At 59.8% G+C, this 22,222-nt stretch carries 13 protein-coding genes; 12 read left to right on the forward strand and 1 reads right to left on the reverse strand.

The window, feature by feature from the left end; genetic code table 11:
* Nucleotides 1-850 precede the first annotated feature (850 nt).
* The 12 genes from IAI51_RS28235 (at nucleotide 851) to IAI51_RS11105 (ending at nucleotide 15,064) form a co-directional block, all read left to right on the forward strand.
* Entirely contained in the window at nucleotides 851-1,894 is a 1,044-nt protein-coding gene (locus IAI51_RS28235; protein ID WP_410457999.1) for a methyl-accepting chemotaxis protein, read from the forward strand.
* 239 nt (nucleotides 1,895-2,133) lie between these two features.
* Nucleotides 2,134-2,589, forward strand: coding sequence for a type II 3-dehydroquinate dehydratase (gene aroQ, locus IAI51_RS11055; RefSeq protein WP_064585783.1), 456 nt, complete (start codon nucleotides 2,134-2,136; stop codon nucleotides 2,587-2,589).
* A gap of 24 nt (nucleotides 2,590-2,613) precedes the next feature.
* Nucleotides 2,614-3,075 carry an acetyl-CoA carboxylase biotin carboxyl carrier protein gene (gene accB / locus IAI51_RS11060; protein WP_187678519.1) on the forward strand — a complete coding sequence of 154 codons (462 nt, stop codon included), beginning with the start codon at nucleotides 2,614-2,616 and terminating at the stop codon, nucleotides 3,073-3,075.
* Nucleotides 3,076-3,092: 17 nt separating this feature from the next.
* Nucleotides 3,093-4,451 (forward strand): acetyl-CoA carboxylase biotin carboxylase subunit, encoded by a 1,359-nt coding sequence (gene accC, locus IAI51_RS11065; RefSeq protein WP_159813513.1) that lies wholly within the window; start codon nucleotides 3,093-3,095, stop codon nucleotides 4,449-4,451.
* Between the two features lie 239 nt (nucleotides 4,452-4,690).
* A complete protein-coding gene (prmA, locus tag IAI51_RS11070; protein WP_187678520.1) occupies nucleotides 4,691-5,569 on the forward strand; it encodes a 50S ribosomal protein L11 methyltransferase in 879 nt (292 codons plus the stop codon).
* Nucleotides 5,570-5,599: 30 nt separating this feature from the next.
* Nucleotides 5,600-6,880 carry a DUF3426 domain-containing protein gene (locus IAI51_RS11075; RefSeq protein ID WP_187678521.1) on the forward strand — a complete coding sequence of 427 codons (1,281 nt, stop codon included), beginning with the start codon at nucleotides 5,600-5,602 and terminating at the stop codon, nucleotides 6,878-6,880.
* A gap of 185 nt (nucleotides 6,881-7,065) precedes the next feature.
* Complete coding sequence (dusB, locus tag IAI51_RS11080) at nucleotides 7,066-8,076, forward strand: tRNA dihydrouridine synthase DusB (protein WP_187678522.1); 1,011 nt, start codon at nucleotides 7,066-7,068, stop codon at nucleotides 8,074-8,076.
* Complete coding sequence (fis, locus tag IAI51_RS11085; RefSeq protein WP_003221275.1) at nucleotides 8,073-8,393, forward strand: DNA-binding transcriptional regulator Fis; 321 nt, start codon at nucleotides 8,073-8,075, stop codon at nucleotides 8,391-8,393. Before dusB ends, fis begins: the two co-directional genes overlap by 4 nt.
* 82 nt (nucleotides 8,394-8,475) lie before the next feature.
* Complete coding sequence (gene purH, locus IAI51_RS11090; RefSeq protein WP_187678523.1) at nucleotides 8,476-10,083, forward strand: bifunctional phosphoribosylaminoimidazolecarboxamide formyltransferase/IMP cyclohydrolase; 1,608 nt, start codon at nucleotides 8,476-8,478, stop codon at nucleotides 10,081-10,083.
* 147 nt (nucleotides 10,084-10,230) lie between these two features.
* Entirely contained in the window at nucleotides 10,231-11,526 is a 1,296-nt protein-coding gene (gene purD / locus IAI51_RS11095; protein ID WP_187678524.1) for a phosphoribosylamine--glycine ligase, read from the forward strand.
* Nucleotides 11,527-11,625: 99 nt separating this feature from the next.
* Entirely contained in the window at nucleotides 11,626-14,403 is a 2,778-nt protein-coding gene (locus IAI51_RS11100; protein ID WP_187678525.1) for a hybrid sensor histidine kinase/response regulator, read from the forward strand.
* Nucleotides 14,404-14,467: 64 nt separating this feature from the next.
* On the forward strand, nucleotides 14,468-15,064 hold the full coding sequence (locus IAI51_RS11105) for a MarC family protein (protein WP_187678526.1): 597 nt from the start codon (nucleotides 14,468-14,470) through the stop codon (nucleotides 15,062-15,064).
* Between the two features lie 79 nt (nucleotides 15,065-15,143).
* Here IAI51_RS11105 and IAI51_RS11110 read toward each other — a convergent pair whose 3' ends face one another.
* Nucleotides 15,144-22,205: a TcdA/TcdB pore-forming domain-containing protein gene (locus IAI51_RS11110; protein WP_187678527.1), complete on the reverse strand. Its 7,062-nt coding sequence runs from the start codon at nucleotides 22,203-22,205 to the stop codon at nucleotides 15,144-15,146.
* Nucleotides 22,206-22,222 lie beyond the last annotated feature (17 nt).

Genomic DNA, 22,222 nt, shown 5'->3' on the forward strand with positions numbered 1-22,222 from the left:
CCTGGCACTCGGCGCCACGCTGTGGTGGTCGCAAAAAGCTCTGGAACGTCCTTATCTGTTGATGGAGCGTTATTTGGGGCTGTCGCAGCAATTTCAGAACGAGGTGGCGCGCAACGTCGAGGATTACCTCGCCAGCGGTGATGCCCTGCGTCTGAGCAGCGCCAGTCAGGCCATCGATAGCGTGCAGAAAGAACTCGGCGAACTGCCGCCCGCTCTGGCCGACACCCTGCGTCCGAGCATCTCAGGCCTGGAAGAATTCAGCAAAACCGACTTGCTCGCCGCCGGCAAACTCGCCGGTGATCCGCAGGCATTGCTGTTGCAGGCCGAACGCGAACTCAGCGCCAGCCTCGACCAACTCAGCACCTATGCCAATGGCAACGCGACTTGGCTCGCGCCACTGCTCGCCGCATCGCAGCATCTGGGCAAGCTGTCGCTGGCACGGGACAAACTGGTCAGCAGCGGCCGCAGCGAACTGGCCGCTGACGTCGAGCGCGAAGTCGACAACATTCGCACTCAGGCGCAGGCGATTGATGCCCTGCCCCTTCTCGGCGTGATCGCCAGCAACGAATCGAGCAGTGATGACTTCGCGGCGATGATGGGTATCGAAAGCACGGAAAAAGCCGTCGCCGAAGACGCTGGTGTCGGCCTCAAACGTGAACTCAACAGCCTGCTCGGCCGCTACCCGGCAGAATTGCAACGCACCCGCGAGCAGATTCAGAAACGCACCGATCTGAGCACCGCGACCCACCTGAAAATCGCTGCCGTGCAGCAAGCCATCGCAGGTCTTGAACCGGTGGTGCGCGCCCAGCACGGGCAAATTCAGGGCGAAGTACGACTGATGCAAGGCGTGATGATCGGCCTGATTCTGCTGATCGCACTGCTTATCGACACCCTGCAGCGCCGCCTGGCCCGCACCTTGACCAATCTTGCGCCAGCATTGTCGACCTGGGCCGAAGGCGATTTCAGTCAAGACATTCAACTGGGCAAGACCAACCGCGAATTGCACGACATCGAAGCGTCGCTCAATCGCTTGCGCGCGTATCTGGTAGATCTGGTCGGTACGATTCGCGGCAATGCCGAGCAAGTGGCGGGCAGCAGCCGCACCCTTGCCGAACTGAGCAACGATTTGCACAGCGGCGCCGAGCATCAGGCCGGGGATACGGCATTGATTCGCGATTCCCTCGGCGAACTGGAGGCCACTATTCAGCAAGTCGCCGGGGATGCCCGTCAGGCGGCCGATGCCAGCCGTCATGCAGGTTTGGCCGTCGAACATGGCCAAACCGTCATCGGCCAGAGCCTCACCGGACTGCACGCTTTGGTCGGCGAGGTGCAAGGCAACGCGCAGATGATCGAACATCTGGCCGAAGAGTCGGCGACCATTGGCGGCGTACTGACGGTGATCCGCTCGATTGCCGATCAGACCAACCTGCTGGCGCTGAACGCGGCGATTGAAGCGGCACGCGCCGGGGAAATGGGCCGTGGATTTGCCGTGGTGGCCGAGGAAGTGCGTTCGCTGGCGCAGCGCACCGCCGGGGCGACAGCGGAGATTCAAACCCTGATCGCCGGCCTGCAAACCGCCGCCCGGCAATCTGTCGAAGGCATGCGTGCACAGGTCGAGCACGCCGAAGCCACGGCCAATCAGGCGCAAGCGGCGGACGGCGCGCTGGACAAGATCGTCGGGGCGATCCAAACCATTTCCGACACGGCGATCCGCATCGCCGATATCACCGCGCAGCAGAGCGGCGCGGTCAGCGAGATTCGCGATCACAGCGAGCGGATTCATCAATTGGGCGGGGATAACTTGCTGCGCATCGGCCAGGGCCGTGAACAGGGCGAGAACCTCCTGGTATTGGGCGGGCAGTTGCATACGGCCGTTCAGGCCTTCCGTGTCTGATAAATCGCCTTCGCGAGCAGGCTCGCTCCCACAGGGGTGTGCATTCCAATGTGGGAGCGAGCCTGCTCGCGATAACGCCAGATCAATCACCACAATGACCGGATCAGATCACTCGGTCACAAATTTTGCGCAAACATCGGCCATCGTGCTGGCTATTGCATAGAACTGGACAGTCACAAAGTCTTTGCGGCATAGTCGCCGGGTTCTGACGACTGCTTATTCATAACAAGGACACGCAGATGGCAACCCTACTGGTGCTGCACGGCCCCAACCTGAACCTGCTCGGCACCCGCGAACCGGGCACCTATGGGTCGACGACCCTGGCACAGATCAATCAGGACCTGGAGCGCCGCGCCCGTGAAGCCGGCCATCATCTGTTGCATCTGCAAAGCAATGCCGAGTACGAATTGATCGATCGCATCCACGCCGCGCGCGGCGAAGGTGTGGATTTCATCCTGATCAATCCAGCAGCTTTTACACATACAAGTGTTGCATTACGTGACGCGCTGCTGGGAGTGAGCATCCCATTCATCGAAGTGCATTTGTCCAACGTGCACAAACGCGAACCTTTCCGCCATCACTCTTACTTCTCCGATGTAGCGGTAGGAGTGATCTGCGGCCTTGGCGCCAGCGGTTACCGACTGGCCCTGGAGGCTGCACTAGAGCAGCTTGAACAACAAGCTATACGCCCCTGACCGACCCTTGGGAGTTGATGATTAATGGATATCCGTAAAGTTAAGAAACTGATCGAATTGCTGGAAGAGTCCGGCATCGACGAGCTCGAGATCAAGGAAGGCGAAGAGTCCGTACGCATCAGCCGTCACAGCAAGACCCCGGCTCAGCAGTACTACGCACCTGCACCGATGCAAGCACCGGCTGCCGCACCTGTTGCCGCCGCTCCTGTCGCTGCTGCAGCACCGGCTGCCGCTGCTGCTCCAGCGTTGAATGGCACTGTTGCCCGTTCGCCGATGGTTGGCACGTTCTATCGCAAGTCTTCGCCAGCCTCGCCGTCCTTCGTTGAAGTCGGCCAGACCGTGAAGAAAGGCGACACCCTGTGCATCGTTGAAGCCATGAAGATGATGAACCACATCGAAGCTGAAACCAGCGGTGTGATCGAGTCCATCCTCGTCGAAGACGGCCAGCCGGTTGAGTACGACCAACCGCTGTTCACCATCGTTTGAACTGCGGAGAGCCTTTGATGACTGCGAAGTTGGAAAAAGTTCTGATCGCTAACCGCGGTGAGATCGCCCTGCGGATTCTGCGTGCCTGCAAAGAGATGGGCATCAAGACCGTCGCCGTTTACTCCAAGGCCGACAAAGAGCTGATGCACCTGGGTCTGGCAGACGAATCCGTCTGCATCGGCCCGGCGTCTGCCGCTCAGTCTTACCTGCACATCCCGGCCATCATCGCTGCGGCTGAAGTGACTGGCGCTACCGCCATTCACCCGGGCTACGGTTTCCTCGCGGAAAACGCCGATTTTGCCGAGCAGGTCGAGAACTCCGGCTTCGCCTTCATCGGCCCGAAAGCCGACACCATTCGCCTGATGGGCGACAAGGTATCGGCCAAGCACGCGATGATCGAAGCGGGTGTGCCAACCGTTCCAGGTTCTGACGGCCCACTGCCGGAAGACGAAGAAACGGCGCTGCGTATCGGTCGTGAAGTCGGCTACCCGGTGATCATCAAAGCCGCTGGCGGCGGTGGTGGTCGCGGCATGCGCGTGGTTCACAAGGAAGAAGACCTGATCTCCTTCGCCAAACTGACCCGCACCGAAGCAGGCGCGGCGTTCGGCAACCCGATGGTGTATCTGGAAAAATTCCTGACCAACCCTCGTCACGTGGAAGTCCAGGTTCTTTCCGACGGCCAGGGCCACGCCATCCACCTGGGCGACCGCGATTGCTCGCTGCAACGTCGTCACCAGAAGGTTCTCGAAGAAGCGCCGGCACCGGGCATCGACGAGCAGGCGCGCCAGGAAGTTCTGGCTCGCTGCGTCAAGGCGTGCATCGACATCGGCTACCGTGGCGCCGGCACTTTCGAGTTCCTGTACGAGAACGGTCGTTTCTACTTCATCGAAATGAACACCCGTGTTCAGGTGGAGCACCCGGTTTCGGAAATGGTTACCGGTATCGACATCGTCAAGGAGATGCTCAGCATCGCCGCTGGCAACAAGCTGTCGTTCACGCAGGATGACGTGGTGATCCGCGGTCACTCGCTGGAATGCCGGATCAACGCTGAAGACCCGAAAACCTTCATGCCGAGCCCGGGCACGGTCAAGCATTTCCATGCCCCAGGCGGCAACGGCGTTCGCGTCGATTCGCACCTGTACAGCGGTTATGCGGTTCCGCCGAACTACGACTCGCTGATCGGCAAGCTGATCACTTACGGCGCTACCCGCGACGAAGCCATGGCGCGCATGCGCAATGCCCTGGACGAAATCGTGGTTGACGGGATCAAGACCAACATCCCGCTGCACCGTGATCTGGTTCGTGACGAAGGCTTCTGCAAAGGGGGCGTGAACATTCACTACCTCGAGCACAAGCTGGCTGGCGAGAAGCACTAAGCTTCAGCCCGCACCAGACAAAGCCGCCTTCGGGCGGCTTTGTTGTTTCTGCAGTAAAGATCAAAAGATCGCAGCCTTCGGCAGCTCCTACATGTGTAATGCATTCCCCTGCAGGAGCTGCCGCAGACTGCGATCTTTTGATCTTCGACCATAGTCGTGTTCTGCGGCGCGCTCGCGTAAACTTGCGCGCTTCTCGCTGGCCGCTAGGCTGCAATCATATTTTTTCAAAGGTGCCCGCCATGCCTTGGCTGCAAGTACGACTCGCCATCAGCCCGGAACAAGCCGAAACCTACGAAGACGCTTTCCTTGAAGTGGGCGCCGTATCGGTGACATTCATGGACGCCGAAGATCAGCCGATCTTCGAGCCGGAACTCAACACCACACCGCTGTGGGCGCACACGCACCTGCTGGCCCTGTTCGAGGGCGGCACTGAAGCCGCACCGGTACTGGCCCATCTGGAGTTGCTGACCGGCAGCCCGCTGCCGGAGCATCACAGCGAAGTCATCGAAGACCAGGATTGGGAACGCAGCTGGATGGACGGTTTCCAGCCAATGCGTTTCGGCCAGCGCCTGTGGATTGTGCCGAGCTGGCACGCCGCTCCGGAGCCTGACGCGGTCAACCTGCTGCTCGATCCGGGCCTGGCTTTCGGCACCGGTACTCACCCGACCACCGCGCTGTGCCTGGAATGGCTCGACGGCCAGGATCTGAAAGACTGCAACGTGCTGGACTTCGGCTGCGGCTCGGGGATTCTGGCCATCGCCGCCCTGTTGCTCGGCGCTAAAGAAGCAGTCGGTACCGACATCGATGTGCAGGCGCTGGAAGCCTCGCGTGACAATGCCGGTCGCAACAACATTGCCGACGAGCTGTTCCCGCTGTATCTGCCGGAAGATCTGCCTCAGGTCAAAGCCGACGTGCTGGTCGCCAATATTCTGGCCGGCCCGCTGGTTTCGCTGGCTCCGCAACTGTCCAGCCTGGTCAAGTCCGGGGGGCGTCTGGCGCTGTCTGGCATCCTCGCCGAACAAGGTGAAGAAGTCGCTGCCGCTTATGCTCAGGACTTCGATCTCGACCCGATCGCCAATCGCGATGGCTGGGTGCGCATTACCGGGCGTCGGCGCTAGAATGGCCGCCTGCATAATCCGGATCGCCGCATGACCGACAGTTTCGTCACTCAGTGCCCGCATTGCCAAACCAGTTTCCGTGTCAGCCATGCTCAATTGAGCGTGGCCCGCGGGGTGGTTCGCTGCGGCTCTTGCCTGCAAGTGTTCAACGCCGCCAAACAGCTGCTTGAGCAACACGCTGGCAAGGACGCGGTGACGCCGGTCGCGCCGCCGATTGAAACGCTGCCCGTCGAGGAGCTACCGCTTGTCGAACCCCCGGCCATCGTCGAGCCGCCGGCACCGCGCGCCATCAGCCAAAAACAGTGGAGCGCCTCGGAGCTGGACCTCGACAGCCTCGATCTGGACGAAGAACTCGCCCGTCTCGAACAACGGGAAATCCAGCCGACCACCGAATTCGGTCGTCCGCGCGAAGATTCCCTGAGCGCCCGGCGCGATAGCCCCGAAGCCGATGAAACCGTGTGGCGCGACAGTCTGTTCAGTGCGCGTGACGACGAGCACACGCCCACGCCCGAGGCAGAAGACGAAGCCGATCCGCAAATCCTTGACGTCGAACAGGTAAAAACCACGCGCACCGAGCCCTCCCTGTCGCTGGAACCGGTGGATCTGGACGACGAGCCGGCGATCCCGCAACTGCGTCTGCACGATCCGATTGATCCGAATGCCCGTCGCGAGCACCTGTCCGCCAGTGACGAAGCCGATGACGACGATCTGCCTGCAATCGAGCCATCGCGCAAAAAACGCGAACGCGCAGAACCCGGCGTGCGCGCCGAAGTGTTGCAGGACCTGACTGACGACCCGCTGCAACTGGACTGGCAAAAACGCCGCTCGCCGTGGGGTCGACGCCTGCTATGGCTGACGCTGGTGCTGCTGGCCGCCGGTGGTTTGGCTTTCCAGTACATCGCCTATCATTTTGATGAACTGGCACGTCAGGATCAGTATCGTCCATGGTTCCAGCAAGTCTGCCCGCAGATCGGTTGCACAGTGCCGTCCAAGGTCGACATCGCCAAAATCAAGAGCAGCAATCTGGTGGTGCGCAGCCATCCGGAGTTCAGCGGTGCGCTGGTGGTCGACGCGATCATCTATAACCGCGCGACGTTCTCCCAGCCGTTTCCGCTGCTGGAACTGCGTTTTGCCGACCTTAACGGCCATCTGATCGCCAGTCGCCGCTTCAAACCCGGCGAATACCTCAACGGCGACCTCGAAGGTCTGGCGGAGATGCCGCCGCAAACGCCGATTCACATCGCTCTGGATATTCTCGATCCAGGCCCGAAAGCGGTGAATTACAGCCTGAGTTTTCACTCGCCCGAGTGAATTGCTTCACCGCTTCTTGATTGACGGCAATTTTCTGACTTCGCGCTGCACAACCAAACCGCTGGCGATAACGGAATAACTGTTCAGATTTTGTTCAATTCAGCCTTTATCCAGTCATCGAGAGCGGGTATCATGCCCACCCTTTTTCGAACTCTCATGATCCGGCCCCACTTCAGGGAAGTCCTATGTCGGCGGTACGCATCGGCCCATATACATTACAGAACGGCTTGATTCTCGCCCCGATGGCGGGCGTCACCGACCAGCCCTTTCGTCAGCTGTGCAAGCGTCTGGGCGCGGGGCTTGTAGTCTCGGAAATGGTCACCAGTGACATGAGCCTGTGGAACACCCGCAAGTCGCGCATGCGCATGATTCACGAAGGCGATCCCGAACCACGCTCGGTACAGATCGCCGGTGGCGACGCGCAGATGCTGGCGGATGCAGCACGGGCCAACGTCGAACTGGGCGCACAGATTATTGATATCAACATGGGTTGCCCGGCAAAAAAAGTCTGCAACAAGGCCGCCGGCTCTGCGTTGCTGAAGGATGAAGCACTGGTCACCGAGATCCTGCAGGCCGTCGTGGCTGCGGTTGATGTGCCGGTGACCCTGAAGATCCGCACCGGATGGGATCGCGACAACAAGAACGGCCTGACCGTGGCAAAGATCGCCGAGCAGGCCGGGATCACCGCGCTGGCAGTGCATGGCCGCACTCGCGCCGATCTGTACACCGGCGAAGCCGAATACGACACGATTGCCGCGATCAAGCAGGCTGTGTCGATCCCGGTGTTTGCCAATGGCGATATCGATTCGCCGGAAAAGGCCCGCTACGTGCTCGACGCGACCGGTGCCGATGGCCTGTTGGTAGGCCGTGCCGCCCAAGGGCGGCCATGGATTTTTCGCGAGATCGATCATTACCTGCGTACCGGCGAGAAATTGCCGGCCCCGCAACTGATCGAAGTGGAACGCATACTGCTAGAGCATCTGGCCGCACTTCACGCTTTCTATGGGGACGTGATGGGCGTGCGCATTGCTCGAAAGCATGTGGGCTGGTATCTCGCAACCTTGCCGGGCGCCAGGGAGTTTCGCGCCCACTTCAATCGTTTGGATGGTACGGAAACACAATGCGCCAACGTTCGGGAGTTCTTCGCCGAGCGTTACAAAAGCCTGACAGGGGACGAAGAAGGGGTGGCCGCATGACGATGATGACCGAGACTTTAGTGAGTGGAACAGCACCCGTGAGCGACAACGTGAATTTGAAACAGCACCTCAATACTCCGAGCGAAGAAGGCCAGACCCTTCGCGGGAGTGTCGAGAAGGCGCTGCACAATTATTTCGCCCACCTTGAGGGCGCGTCCGTCACGGATGTGTACAACCTGGTGCTCTCCGAAGTCGAGGCTCCCCTGCTCGAAAGCGTGATGAACTACGTCAAGGGCAACCAGACCAAGGCCAGTGAGCTGCTGGGACTCAACCGCGGCACGCTGCGCAAGAAACTCAAGCAGTACGATCTGCTGTAAGCATTCAATCAAACCAGAAAGGCGCCCGCGTAAAACCGGTCGCCTTTTTTGCTGACTTCCTTTGCTTTTGATGGAAATTGAGATGACCGACCAGACTACCCGCCTGCCGATCCGCCGCGCCTTGATCAGCGTTTCCGACAAGACCGGGATCCTCGAATTCGCCAAGGAGCTTGAAGCGCTGGGCGTCGAGATCCTCTCCACCGGCGGAACGTTCAAGCTGCTGCGCGACAACGGCGTTGCCGCAGTGGAAGTCGCGGATTACACCGGTTTCGCTGAAATGATGGACGGTCGGGTGAAAACCCTGCACCCGAAAATCCACGGCGGTATCCTCGGTCGTCGCGGTATCGACGACGCGATCATGAGCGAACACGGCATCAAGCCGATCGATCTGGTCGCGGTCAACCTGTACCCGTTCGAAGCCACCATCAACAAGCCAGGCTGCGACCTGCCGACCGCCATCGAAAACATCGACATCGGCGGCCCGACCATGGTGCGTTCGGCGGCGAAAAACCATAAAGACGTTGCGATCGTGGTGAATGCCAGCGATTACGCCAACGTCCTGGAAGGCTTGAAAGCCGGCGGCCTGACCTACGCACAGCGTTTCGACCTGATGCTCAAGGCGTTCGAACACACCGCCGCCTACGACGGCATGATCGCCAACTACATGGGCACCGTGAATCAGGCTGCCGAGACACTGAGCACTGAAGGCCGCAGTGAATTCCCGCGCACCTTCAACAGCCAGTTCATCAAGGCTCAGGAAATGCGCTACGGCGAGAACCCGCACCAGAGCGCGGCGTTCTACGTTGAAGCCAAACCGGCCGAAGTCGGCATCGCCACCGCGACCCAACTGCAGGGCAAGGAACTCTCGTACAACAACGTGGCCGACACCGACGCCGCGCTGGAATGCGTAAAGAGCTTCGTCAAGCCTGCCTGCGTAATCGTCAAGCATGCCAACCCGTGCGGCGTGGCCGTGAGCCCGGACGCCGAAGGCGGCATCCGTCAGGCCTACGAACTGGCCTACGCCACCGACACCGAATCGGCGTTCGGCGGCATCATCGCCTTCAACCGTGAACTGGATGCCGAGACCGCCAAGGCGATCGTCGAGCGTCAGTTCGTGGAAGTGATCATTGCGCCAAGCGTGAGCGAAGAAGCCCGTGCCATCGTTGCGGCCAAAGCCAACGTGCGCCTGCTGGCGTGTGGCGAGTGGTCGGCTGACCGCGCTGCGGCGTGGGACTACAAGCGTGTCAACGGTGGCCTGCTGGTGCAGAGCCGCGACATCGGCATGATCGGCAGTGAAGACCTGAAAGTCGTGACCAAGCGCGCACCGACCGAACAGGAAATCAACGACCTGATCTTCGCCTGGAAAGTCGCCAAGTACGTTAAATCCAACGCGATCGTTTACGCCAGGAACCGTCAGACCATCGGTGTCGGCGCTGGCCAGATGAGCCGGGTCAACTCCGCGCGTATCGCCGCGATCAAGGCAGAACACGCTGGCCTGCAAGTAGCAGGTTCGGTGATGGCATCGGACGCGTTCTTCCCGTTCCGCGACGGTCTGGACAACGCGGCCAAGGTCGGTATCACTGCGGTGATCCAGCCAGGTGGTTCGATGCGTGATGCTGAGGTGATTGCTGCGGCTGATGAGGCCGGCATCGCGATGGTATTCACCGGCATGCGCCACTTCCGTCACTGATACACCGGTTCAAATGTGGGAGCGAGCCTGCTCGCGAATGCAATCTGTCAGTCATAGCTGTTTTGACTGACACACCGCTTTCGCGAGCAGGCTCGCTCCCACATAAAGCGCTCCAGCAGCGCCTGACAGAATTTTGAGGTTTTTGAAATGAATGTTTTGATCATTGGCAGCGGTGGCCGTGAACACGCCCTGGCCTGGAAAGTGGCTCAGGATCCGCGCGTGCAGAAGGTTTTCGTCGCACCGGGCAACGCCGGTACCGCGATTGAAGCCAAGTGCGAGAACGTCGCCATCGACGTGCTGGCCCTTGAGCAGCTCGCGGACTTCGCCGAGAAAAACGTTTCCCTGACCATCGTCGGCCCGGAAGTGCCGCTGGTCGCTGGCGTCGTCGACCTGTTTCGTTCCCGTGGCCTGGACTGCTTTGGCCCGACCGCGGGTGCTGCGCAACTGGAAGGTTCGAAAGCCTTCACCAAGGACTTCCTGGCACGCCACAAGATCCCGACCGCCGATTACCAGAACTTCACCGAGATCGAGCCGGCCCTGGCTTATCTGCGTGAAAAAGGCGCACCGATCGTGATCAAGGCCGACGGCCTCGCGGCCGGTAAAGGCGTGATCGTTGCGATGACCCTGGCCGAAGCCGAAGACGCCGTGCGCGACATGCTTGCCGGCAATGCTTTCGGTGACGCCGGTTCGCGCGTGGTGATCGAAGAGTTCCTCGACGGTGAAGAAGCGTCGTTCATCGTCATGGTCGACGGCAAGAACGTACTGCCGATGGCCACCAGCCAGGACCACAAACGCGTCGGCGACGGCGACAGCGGCCCGAACACCGGCGGCATGGGTGCTTACTCCCCTGCCCCGGTGGTCACTGCCGACGTGCACAAGCGCGTGATGGATCTGGTGATCTGGCCGACCGTTCGCGGCATGGCCGAAGAAGGCAACGTCTACACTGGCTTCCTGTACGCCGGTCTGATGATCGACAAGGCCGGCAACCCGAAAGTCATCGAGTTCAACTGCCGTTTCGGTGATCCGGAAACCCAACCAGTGATGCTGCGTCTGCAGTCGAGCCTGGTGCTGCTGGTTGAAGCGGCGTTGGCGCAGGCGCTGGACAAGGTTGAAGCGCAGTGGGATCCACGTCCGAGCGTCGGCATCGTGTTGGCCGCTGGCGGCTACCCGGGCGACTACGCCAAGGGCGCGGCGATCAACGGTCTGGACGCAGCGGCAAACCTGGAAGGTAAAGTCTTCCACGCCGGTACTGCGCTGAAGGACGGTCAGGTCGTGACCGCCGGTGGTCGCGTGCTCTGCGCCACCGCGATGGGCGCCAGCGTTGGTGCAGCGCAGCAGCAGGCTTACAAGCTCGCCGCAGCGATCGACTGGGAAGGCTGCTTCTACCGCAAGGACATTGGCTACCGCGCCATTGCCCGTGAACGTGGCGAAACCCAGGAGTAAGCTGTCGCTCAGGTTCGGCGCGGGATGCAGTCCCTCGCCGGGCTGTTCCGCTGCCGCGCATCGTTATATTCTGGCATCAACCTACGAAGGGATTTCGCCGTGCGCTGGCTCAGGATTGCCATAAGCTTCACCGTCACGTTGCTGACCTTGCTCTGCATGCTCCCGGCCCAGGCCACGCAAGGCAGTGGCTGGTCGGTATTGCTCGACGATCAGGGCGACCTTCAGCTGAGCGACATCCGCTCTGCCCGCTACATCAATCAATTCAGCCCTATCGACCTTGACCGCCTCACCTCGGCCGGTCCCGAGGGTGCTTTGTGGCTGCGTTTCAAGCTCGCACCCGGCCAGCACGAACAAGTGCTGCGCATCTTCGCCCCGGATCTGTCCCACCTGAATTTGTACGTGCTGGACGGCGACAAGCTGATCGAGCAACGCAAAACCGGCACCGACCAGCCCCAAGCCGAACGGCCGCTGCCAAGCAGTGATTTCCTGTTGCCACTGCCCCAGAGCGACAAACCCCTCGACATCTATCTGCGGATGGTCTCCGACCATCAGTTGCGCCCGCACATCACCTTGCAATCCGCCGTGATGAGCGCGGCCAATCACAATCAAACGCTGATCTTCGGTTTGCTGTTCGGCTGCCTCGGCATGCTGCTGCTGCACAACCTCGTGCGCTATGCCTACTCGCGTTCGCGCAGCAGCCTGTGGCTGGCCGTCTGCGAAGGCCTGTTGGGGCTCAGCCTGTTACTGCTGCTCAATCTCGCTGGCCCGTGGCTGCCGAACTGGCACGCGATCCAGACCCCGGGCGCTTATCTGGCATTGCTGCTGACAGCCCCGGCCGGGCTGATGTTTGCACTGCGCTTCTTCGCCCCACTCGGCCCGCATCCGCTGAACAAACTGCTGCTGGGCGACATTCTGTTCATCGTGATTTGCAGCCTGTTGCTGTTGTTCGTCAACACCCTGCCGCTGAACATCATCACTTACGCGCTGGTGGCACTGGCCGGCCTGAGCATGTTGTTTGTCGCGTTCTATCACTGGCAGAAAGGCTACCGCCCGGCACGCCTGTTCGTCGCGGCGATGGTGGTGTTCAACATCGGTACGCTGATCATTCTTCCGGCCTTGCTGGGGCTGACACTGGTCGCACCGCAAGGCCTGATCATGACGTTGATGGCGTTCATCTGCATCAGCGGCCTGTTGATGAGCATCGCGCTGGGCGAGCGTCAGCGCAGCATCACCGAAAGCCGCTTCAGCATCAGCCGCGACCTCGCCGCCAGCAATGCCGAGATCAACGCCAAGGCCGAATTCCTCGCCAAGATCAGCCACGAGATCCGCACGCCGATGAACGGCGTATTGGGCATGACCGAACTGCTGCTCGGCACGCCTTTGTCGGTCAAGCAACGCGACTACGTGCAGACCATCCACAGCGCCGGCAACGAACTGCTGACGTTGATCAACGAGATCCTCGACATCTCCAAGCTCGAGTCCGGGCAGATCGAACTGGACGACGTGCAATTCGACCTCAACGCGCTGATCGACGATTGCCTGAGCATCTACCGCGCCAAGGCCGAACAGCAGAACGTCGAGCTGATCAGCTTCATTCAGCCGCAAGTGCCGCGCGTCATCAGTGGCGATCCGACCCGCCTGCGTCAAACCCTGTTAAGCCTTTTGGAAAATGCCCTCAAGAAAACCGCCGAGGGCGAAGTGTTGATCGTCGTCGCCCTCGATGAGCGCAGCAGCAAACCGCGTCTGCGCATTGCCGTGCAGGACAGCGGCGTGCCGATGGAACAGGAGGAGCGTGATGCGCTCATGCACGCCGAACTTCACAGCAAGCACTTCCTCTCGGCCAATCGTCTGGGCGGCAATCTGGGGCTGGTGATCGCGCGGCAATTGATCCGCTTGATGAACGGTGAATTCGGCATCAAGAGCGGCGCCAATCAGGGCAGCACCTTGTGGCTGACCCTGCCGCTCGACCCTGATCGCCTCGAACACCCGACCTCTGATCTGGACAGTCCACTGCAAGGCGCGCGGGTGCTGGTGGTCGATGACAACGACACCTGCCGCAAAGTGCTGGTGCAGCAGTGCAGCGCCTGGGGCCTGAACGTCAGCGCCGTGCCATCGGGCAAGGAAGCGCTGGCCCTGCTGCGCACCAAGGCGCACCTGCGCGATTACTTCGATGTGGTGTTGCTCGACCAGAACATGCCCGGCATGACCGGCATGCAGCTCGCGGCCAAGATCAAGGAAGACCCGAGCCTGAACCACGACATCCTGCTGATCATGCTCACCGGCATCAGCAACGCGCCGAGCAAGATCATTGCGCGCAACTCGGGAATCAAACGCATCCTCGCCAAACCCGTGGCCGGCTACACCCTCAAGACCACCCTGGCGGACGAACTCAACCAGCGCAACAAAGGCCAGGTGGTGTTCCAGCCGCAAGTGCTCACCCCGGCCACAGCGGCCAAAGTGCCGAGCGACTTCCGCATCCTCGTCGCCGAGGACAACACGATTTCGACCAAAGTGATTCGCGGCATGCTCGGCAAGCTCAACCTGCAACCGGACACCGCCAGCAACGGCGAAGAAGCGCTGCAAGCGATGAAAGCCCAGCGTTACGACCTGGTGTTGATGGACTGCGAAATGCCGATCCTCGACGGTTTCTCCGCGACCCAGCAATTGCGCGCCTGGGAAGTCAGCAACCAACGCATCCGCACGCCGATCGTTGCGCTGACGGCGCACATCCTCGCCGAACACAAGGAACGCGCACGCCAGGCGGGGATGGATGGGCATATGTCCAAGCCGGTCGAGTTGTCGCAACTGCGCGAGTTGATCGAACATTGGGTCGCCCAGCGTGACGAGCAGAATCGGACGACCACGCAACCGTCGTGAGCCGACAGACCCGGTAGCGCCTGATAGACTCCCCCACGACTTCCCTCGCCAGTGAGCTTGCACCATGCTCCACGTGTTATTCAGCGTTTACCTGAAGATGCTGGTGCTATACAGCCCGTTCTTCGTGTTGTCCTGTTTTATCAGCCTGACCCGTGGTTATTCGCGCAAGGAGCAACGCCGCCTGGCCTGGAAAGTGGCCATCGCCACGCTGGTCTCCAGCGTTTTACTGTATTTGTTCGGGCGGGTGATTTTCGATGTGTTCGGCATCACTGTGGATGCGTTCCGCATCGGCGCCGGCAGTGTGCTGTTCATCTCGGCGCTGGGCATGGCGCAAGGCAAGTCGGTGGTGCAAAGCGACAACGTGCAGCAGGACGTGACGATCGTGCCGCTGACCATTCCGCTGACCGTCGGCCCCGGCACCATCGGCGCCTTGCTGGTGATGGGCGTCAGCCAGCCGCACTGGGACGACAAGCTCACGGCAATCATGAGTATTGCGCTGGCCAGTTTTACCGTGGGTGTGGTGCTGTACTTGTCCAACCGCATCGAACGGATTCTCGGCGACCAGGGTTTGCAGATTGTCAGTCGCTTGATGGGATTGTTCGTTTGCGCACTGGCGGCGCAGATCATCTTCACCGGGGTCAAAGGCTATCTGGTGCCCTGAGCCTCGGCGCCTGCGAGAGTCGCCTGACAGTAAAACGCCGCGAACGATACCGTTCGCGGCGTTTTGTTATCCGCCGGTTTTAGCGGGCGGCCGGCTCTGCGAGTAGCGTCTGCGGGGTGACGTTGGCCATGCGTGCCGTCCTAGCCTGCAACCGCTGCACCCACGCAGAAATGGCGTGGGATTGCTGCTTGCCAAATGCCAGGAACACTTCACCGCGCAACGCCGGATCAGGGGAACACACATCACGGAAAATCAGCGTGTGTTCACTCTCAGGGTCAACGATCACCAGATGCTCCTCAACGATCTCGAACAGCAGCTTTTCCGGCGATTCAAAATCCCAAAGCAACTTGCCCGGCACTGCCGGCACTTCTCCCAGCGCATGCCGGCAGTCGACGATGACAGTATCCAGTCTCTGCCAGACAGCCTTTGACAAATGACAGGTCACGCCGCCCTGCCCCAGTCGCACAACCAACGTATTGATGTCATCGGGAAGCAGCGGTAGCAGATCATTCATTCTGTTATGGCCTTCAACGGTCAAGACTTGCCCATCGCGCTGGATGTAATCGAACGGCCCGATGCTGTGCTTGCCCGGATAAACCTGCACCGTTCCCTCCCGGCGCTGATGCAACAACACCTTGAACTGATTCTGGGTGCCCAGCATTACAAAGTCCGTGGGTAAATCGATGGCGGCAATACTCACCAGTCGGGCGCTTTTCACGTCATACCATTGCAAATGGTCTGGCCCGGACGCCACGGATACAAAGTCACCATGATCGGCCCCAGCCAACAAGGCTTGCAGGCGTTCGATCAGATGCGCGCCCTGCGCAGTCACCCAGCGACTTTCAACACCGATGACCACCGGCGCCTGCTGATGACCCAGTTGCAGCGTGACACCCTCAACAGTGGTGCCCTGTAACCCGGCGCCATCGACTGTCACCTCGGCAAAATGCCAGGCGCTCCACACCCGCTCGGGAACCGGTAAAGCATCGCGGTGCAATAGCTGCTGACCCTCGCCAAACGCGCGATCAAGCTGCTGCGGATCGACGAACGCCTGACGCCAGATTTCACCATCGGAAACACTGAACAACCAGGCCGTTCGATTATCCGGCGTCATGCCAAGCACGCGCACGGGCTTGTCGCGCCCCGGATCGCATAACAGCACGCGGTTGCTCATATGCCAGGCACTCAGTTGGCCGTCACCGGCGGCATTGCGTAATCCGACAATCGCAAAACGCTCCACCGGGTAACGTTTGGCAATCGGTTCCAGTGCCTGCCACCAATGCGCACGCCCCTTGAGCCACTGCTCGCCGACACCGTGCAATTGCGCCTCACCTTGTGTGGTCAGGTTAAAGAGTCGGCCCTCTTCATCCAGTATCAGGTAGCCGTTCTCCACCGCCACAATCTGCTTGAGCCCTTCTGGTTCGACCCAACGATGCGACCACTGTTGCTTGCCCTGCGCCACATCGCGCTGCAGTCGGCAAAGAACCTGGTCGAGGCGGTTATAGATGAAATACACATCGCTTGCGCCCGTCATCGGCAGCAGCACCAGGTCGGTCAGATTCTTGATCGAGTCGGGCCAGCCACGGGCATGGCGAGGAAGCGGCAACGGGTGGATCAACAATCGATCACGGCTGCGAACCCATACGATGTCACGTCTGTCCGGTTCGAATTTCCAACTGACCGAAACGTAAGTCGCCGGCTGCCAGTCAACCGTCGTCGCACCGTCCCGTTCGGCACTGGGACGAGCCATCGTGTATTTGCCCAGCACCGTCGACCAGTCGGCCAGCGACTCGTGGGCGAACACGCTCGCTTGCAGCTCCCGCGCCATTGCATGGGTGACGGAACTCAGCAGCAACTGCTCCTGATAAATCAGGTAATTGAACCGGCGAGTGCCATAAGGGCTGCTGACGGTTTGTATCAAATGAATCACGCCGTGCTCATCGACTTCGACGGGGCCAATCGCACTTTCGCCCTCCGGCACCAGCAACCGGTATTGAACCTTGAGCAGCCCGCTGACCACATCGACCTGCCAGATGTCATAGCTGTCCGCCAGGTAGAAATAGGCAAAACCATTGGCCACCAAGGCCAGTTGCGCGTCCTCGGTATCGGCGATTTTCTCGTTGCGAATGTAGATAAAGCGCTCTTCCCGGGCGTCATACCAGGCGGTGGTGTAACGCGGCTCCTGCGGCGATTCGAACGGGATCAACCAGTTATGAACCGGTGTATACGGCAGCACCAGACGATGCTCTCGGGCGAGGGTTTTGTAGTGTTCGAGCAACGCTTGTTCATCGAGCCCTTCATGCGCGCTTTGTTCAATGATGTTCAACTGACGCTTGCCGAGGTCAACGCTGAAGAGTTGCTGATTGGCCGTACGGATCAACACCGAGTGGCGTCCATGGCCGGATATCTTCACGTGAACATCGCCGATGTACAGCTCGCCATACAGCTCGACCCGGATGTTCTCTTCATTGGCCCAGCCAGCCTGAAGCACCCAGCGGCTCTGCTTCTGACTCGGCGTGTGCAATTCGATGCTGGCGCCGTGATTGAGCAGCACGGAACAGGACGCACCGGCGCTGGAGATCCGATACGACACCTTGCCCCGCCAGGCAGTCGGCAGCGACGGCACTACCAAGGTGCGTTCGACCGCATCGAGGTGAACGTCGATGACGGTGTCGCGATACTGGGGAAACAGACGATGAACAATGTAATGCGAAGGAAACGAGTAAAACGAAAACAGAAACAGCCATTGACCGTCTGCCAGTTTTCTCTCCAGGCGCCGGGCGGTATCGAAACCGCGATCATGCCGCCAAGAGGCAAATGGTAGCGCCTTGTACTCATACCCATAACAAGTCTGAGGCGTACAAGGCAGGACGATGGTTTGTCTGGCAGCCGGTAAAAATTCGACCTGTCCGGGCAAGCCTAATTGCTGACGGATATTGATCGCCCGATCGTAATCGGAGTCGAAATCCGGGACGCCGAAATGGTCGCGCAATGGGTAGAGCTTCTGGCTGTCGAACAGCACCTTGCCAGCGGTCAGATCAATGCTTTTGACAATCAGAGACGGGTGCGCAACCCACGCCCCCAGCGCGTCATCGAAGCGGTAACCGAGCCCGCGATAGGCGCCTTCCATGTCTGCAAAAAACGCCCCGACATCCTGGGCGTTGCGCGCAATACCGGCAAACCCTTGGGCCAGCGCCGCGACACCGACCGCCAGCCCGCCCAGAATCACGCCGGCACCACCCAACACTGCAGCGGCAGTGGATGCGCCTGCCACGGCGGCACCAACACCCCCGGCAGTCAATGCCAGGCTGGCCGAGTCAAAGGCCAACTGTGTCCCAAACTGTGCTTTTTCGACGTCGTTCTGTGCGCTCGCCAACTGGTAGATATCAAAACCAACGTTTGCCAGCCCCAGCACGGCGCCGACACCTTCATTGGCCGCATGTCCCAACGCTTCGGTGACGACCGAGGCACAGGTGCGGGCGATGATCTTCTCCTCCCCCAGCGCAGTTTTGACCAGTTGAATCAGACCGACTACGTCTACGACATTGCCATGCACCAACTGCGCGTAATTGAGGTAGGCGTGCAGGCGCACCGCTGTGGTCAGCGTCCGATCCTCGCCTTCACGTCCACGCAAGGCATTCATCAGTGCCTGAATCGAAAACCCTGCGTTCAGGGTATGAACAGCGCCGGCCTCGGTAGGGTCCAGTACACCGACGCTGTCGATCGGTTTGCGTGCCAGAGTGGAGAACTGCTCGGACAGCCAGTTCTTGATCCGCAATAATCGGTGGTCATCACTGACCACTTGAACCACGTGTTCGGGCATCGAGGGGTCGACGAGGCTCAGCCGATATTTGCCTTCGGCGGTGATCTCCAGCGTTTCGAACAACGGCACCAACGGCGTGACCGAGGGATGCAGCTCTTGCAGCGCAGTGGTAGCGCCGGCGATCTGCTGCCCCCACCAATGGCCATCCAGCCCAAGCAAGCTGGCACCCAAATGCGAATTGTCGACCAGCGATCGACCATGGGCACTGTTCAGGCGCTGACGCAGCTTGCCTGGCGGTTGACCCGGGAGCGGATCGTTCGTCAGCACTTTCGCCACATCGATCCCGCCGGACAATGGCAAGGCCGCTACTTTTGCGCCATCCAGTTCAATCAGATCGAAGGTCGGGCGGACGCTGCCATCGTACGCGGCATAGTATTTGGCCATGCCCACTTTCAGAAAAAAGTGCTCGAGCGCCCGCTTGAACATGGCGGGGCTTTCAAATTCGAACAGACCGAAGTTGGGGTCGTAAAAATGATAGAGGGCTTGCGTACCCACAACGGTTTTCGCCACCAGCATCGAGTGGTTGTCAGAGTTGAGCATTAATGTTCGGGGGCTGGCATGGTTCTCCAGTGCAGCGGTGACCTGTGTCAGATCAGCACGACTGAGCGTCGTTCCCACTTCGCTCAGTTGAGCGCTTCGCAGCTCCTCCAGCACTTGCACGAAAGCCTGCGAATCACTCTGTTGCGGCTCAATGACGGACAGATAAAAACGTTCACGCAACCGATGTGAAGCCACTTCCCCGGTTGCGAAAGCGGCGGCCATCATCAGTGCCAAGGGATAACAACGCCCACCGATGGCTTCGCCGGCGCCACCCAGTAACAAATCCTGCGGCACCGGTTTTACGCTGTTGGCCTCGATCTGGCCGAGCACCTGATCCATCCGTTCGCTGATCTGCAAGCGATGCTCAAGGGTGGCTGTCTGTTGAATTTGCGCGGCGTATCGGCCCCACTGCTGAAGTGTTTGTGCCTTCATCAGTGCGGCTTTTTTCAGATCCAGCGCGCTGATCGATGCGGCCGACTCTGCGATATCGCCGGCAAGACCGCTAAGAAACGGCGCATCACGGCGGCTGTAGAGTCGTCTTTCAATGACTGCATAACGATTCGAAGCTCCCAACTCACGGACGCTGTTGGCCAGGTTGTCCAGTTCGCCACTGAAGCGGTCGAAGTTCTGGCTATGCAGTGAATCAATCCCCAGCAACACGCCCAGTGACAGACGTTGCAGTGGCGTTGTCTCGACGAGAGACAGTTCGCCATGGGCCAGCGCACTCAACACTTCATCCAGCCCCAGCCTCCGGAATCGCTGATCGTTGAGAAAAACCGGAGGCCGCGCATTGAGTGGCTGATTCCTGATCAACTGACGGTCGGCAAAACTCAACGGCAACAGCTTCTCGAACCTGATTGCACCATCATGCCCCTGTCGCATGGCCTCAGTGAACGGTTCGCCAAGCCCGTCGACCAGACGCTGTAATACGTCAGTCAATAGCACCGCTCTACCTTCAATCAACGGCCAGCCTTGTTCGAACTCAATGGTCGAGCCCTTGAGCAACTGTGCGATATCGCCGTTGTAGCGGGTCGTATACTGACCTTGCTGCCAGCGCGCCTGCTCGTCCTCCACCCATTTCACCGGATCGTTCGCGTTGTCTTTCCAGGAGTGATCCAGCTCTTCTTCGGTAGCACGGTTGACCGACGCATAGCGCGCAATGGCCGCCTCGGCGCGGATCATCTCGGCCTGCCTGGGGGTCAGGTGTGCCTTGGCGTAATCGACCATGCCGTCGCGTATCGCGCCGGGGCCCGTCAGATAGATGGTGCCTTCACTCTGAGGACGGATGCCGTCACTGAAGTAGCTGGCGGCGGCACTGGCGAGAAAGCCTGCGAGGATCTCCTCCTGATTCGGCAGTTCGCGCAGCGGGCCGTAGGTTTTTTCCAAAACGGTCAGAGCCAGTGGCAGCACACCGTCGAAGTCGGTCAGTGCGACATTGCGTTGCGCAGCCATCTGAAGTGTCTCGTCGACCAACCGGTAATTGAAGCGGATGCGCTCGATCACCGCTTGCAGCGTCGCCGACCCGGCATGCGCCATCAAGAAAGCATTGGTCGTCGAACTGCCTTCAGCCACCGCACGCAACATGAACGGTCGCGCCAGCAAATCGGTCGGCGCCTGGAAAACCTGACTCAGTGCCGGGCCGCTTTTAGCGAACGCTTCAAGCGTCGCAAGATGCTCTGCCGGAATGCTTTTGGCGTAACTGTTGGACGACTGACGGCCCGGCATCCATTCGGGGTTGTGATTGAGCAGCAACTGCAGAATGCCCAGACGGGCGTCGACGCTCAAAACACTGAGGTCGACACCGCTCAGGTTTTCCACCAGAGGCGGCAAGTTGTCGACATCGGCATAGCTGCCACCTTCCCCGTGCAGGACTTCGGCACGCACGACATCCGATGCGGCCGCCAGATTGCCGCGCAAGCGGATTTCCCGTTCATAGATATCTTGCAGTTGTAATGGCGTTGTCGCTTTGTCGAGATCACGCAACTGCAGATCACCACCCAGCATGCCTTGCAAGCTGCTGCGATTTTGTTCTCTGAGTGCTTGCAGTTGCGCCTCGTCCTGGCCATAGGCGCTAACCAGCAAATCGATGCGAGCGTCATCGGCGGATTTACCGTTAGCCACGGCGGCATCGATGTGCGCCTGCATCTGCTGCTTAAGCACAATGGCGCGCGCTTCGTAAAGATCGGCCAGTGCATCTTCGGCAATTGTTTTACCTGCGACCTGCGCCAAGGCATCCGCCTTGGCCGCCTCGACAATCAGTTTATTGGTCTGATACGCCAGTAACGCGTCACTGTCGAACCAGAGATTAAGGGTGTAACCCTGCCCGGTGAGTACCTGTTTCCAGACATTGAGGTAGTCACGCTGGATGGGGCCGACGCCACCACCGAGCCAGACGAAGTGCAGGGTCTTTGGAACGGGTGTTGGCACAGTTCTAATCAGTTCGACGCCGAGATGAACGCGTGATTCGAAGGCTTCAACCTTGTCGTAAATCCGCGAAAGCTCTGCGGCCGGTTTTTCAATCGTCGCCACCGGCGGTTCCAACTCCCGCCGCACTCGACTATTGCCCAACAGTTGTTCCAGTGTCTGACGCAATAATCTCAGTGGTTCAATCAACTGCTGCGTATCGGTGGCACTCACACAGGCGGAGTAATAGCGCAACAGCGCTTCATAATGCTTACTTTCTTTATGCAGCGACAATGTGCGCTCGAAATCCGCACGTTTGAACAGCTCAGAAAAGTTAACGTAGTTATCATTACTTACACCTTCAACATTTGACATAACTGACCCCAATGACT

Source organism: Pseudomonas sp. N40(2020) (assembly GCF_014472415.1).
In the GTDB taxonomy this organism is placed as follows: Bacteria; Pseudomonadota; Gammaproteobacteria; order Pseudomonadales; family Pseudomonadaceae; genus Aquipseudomonas.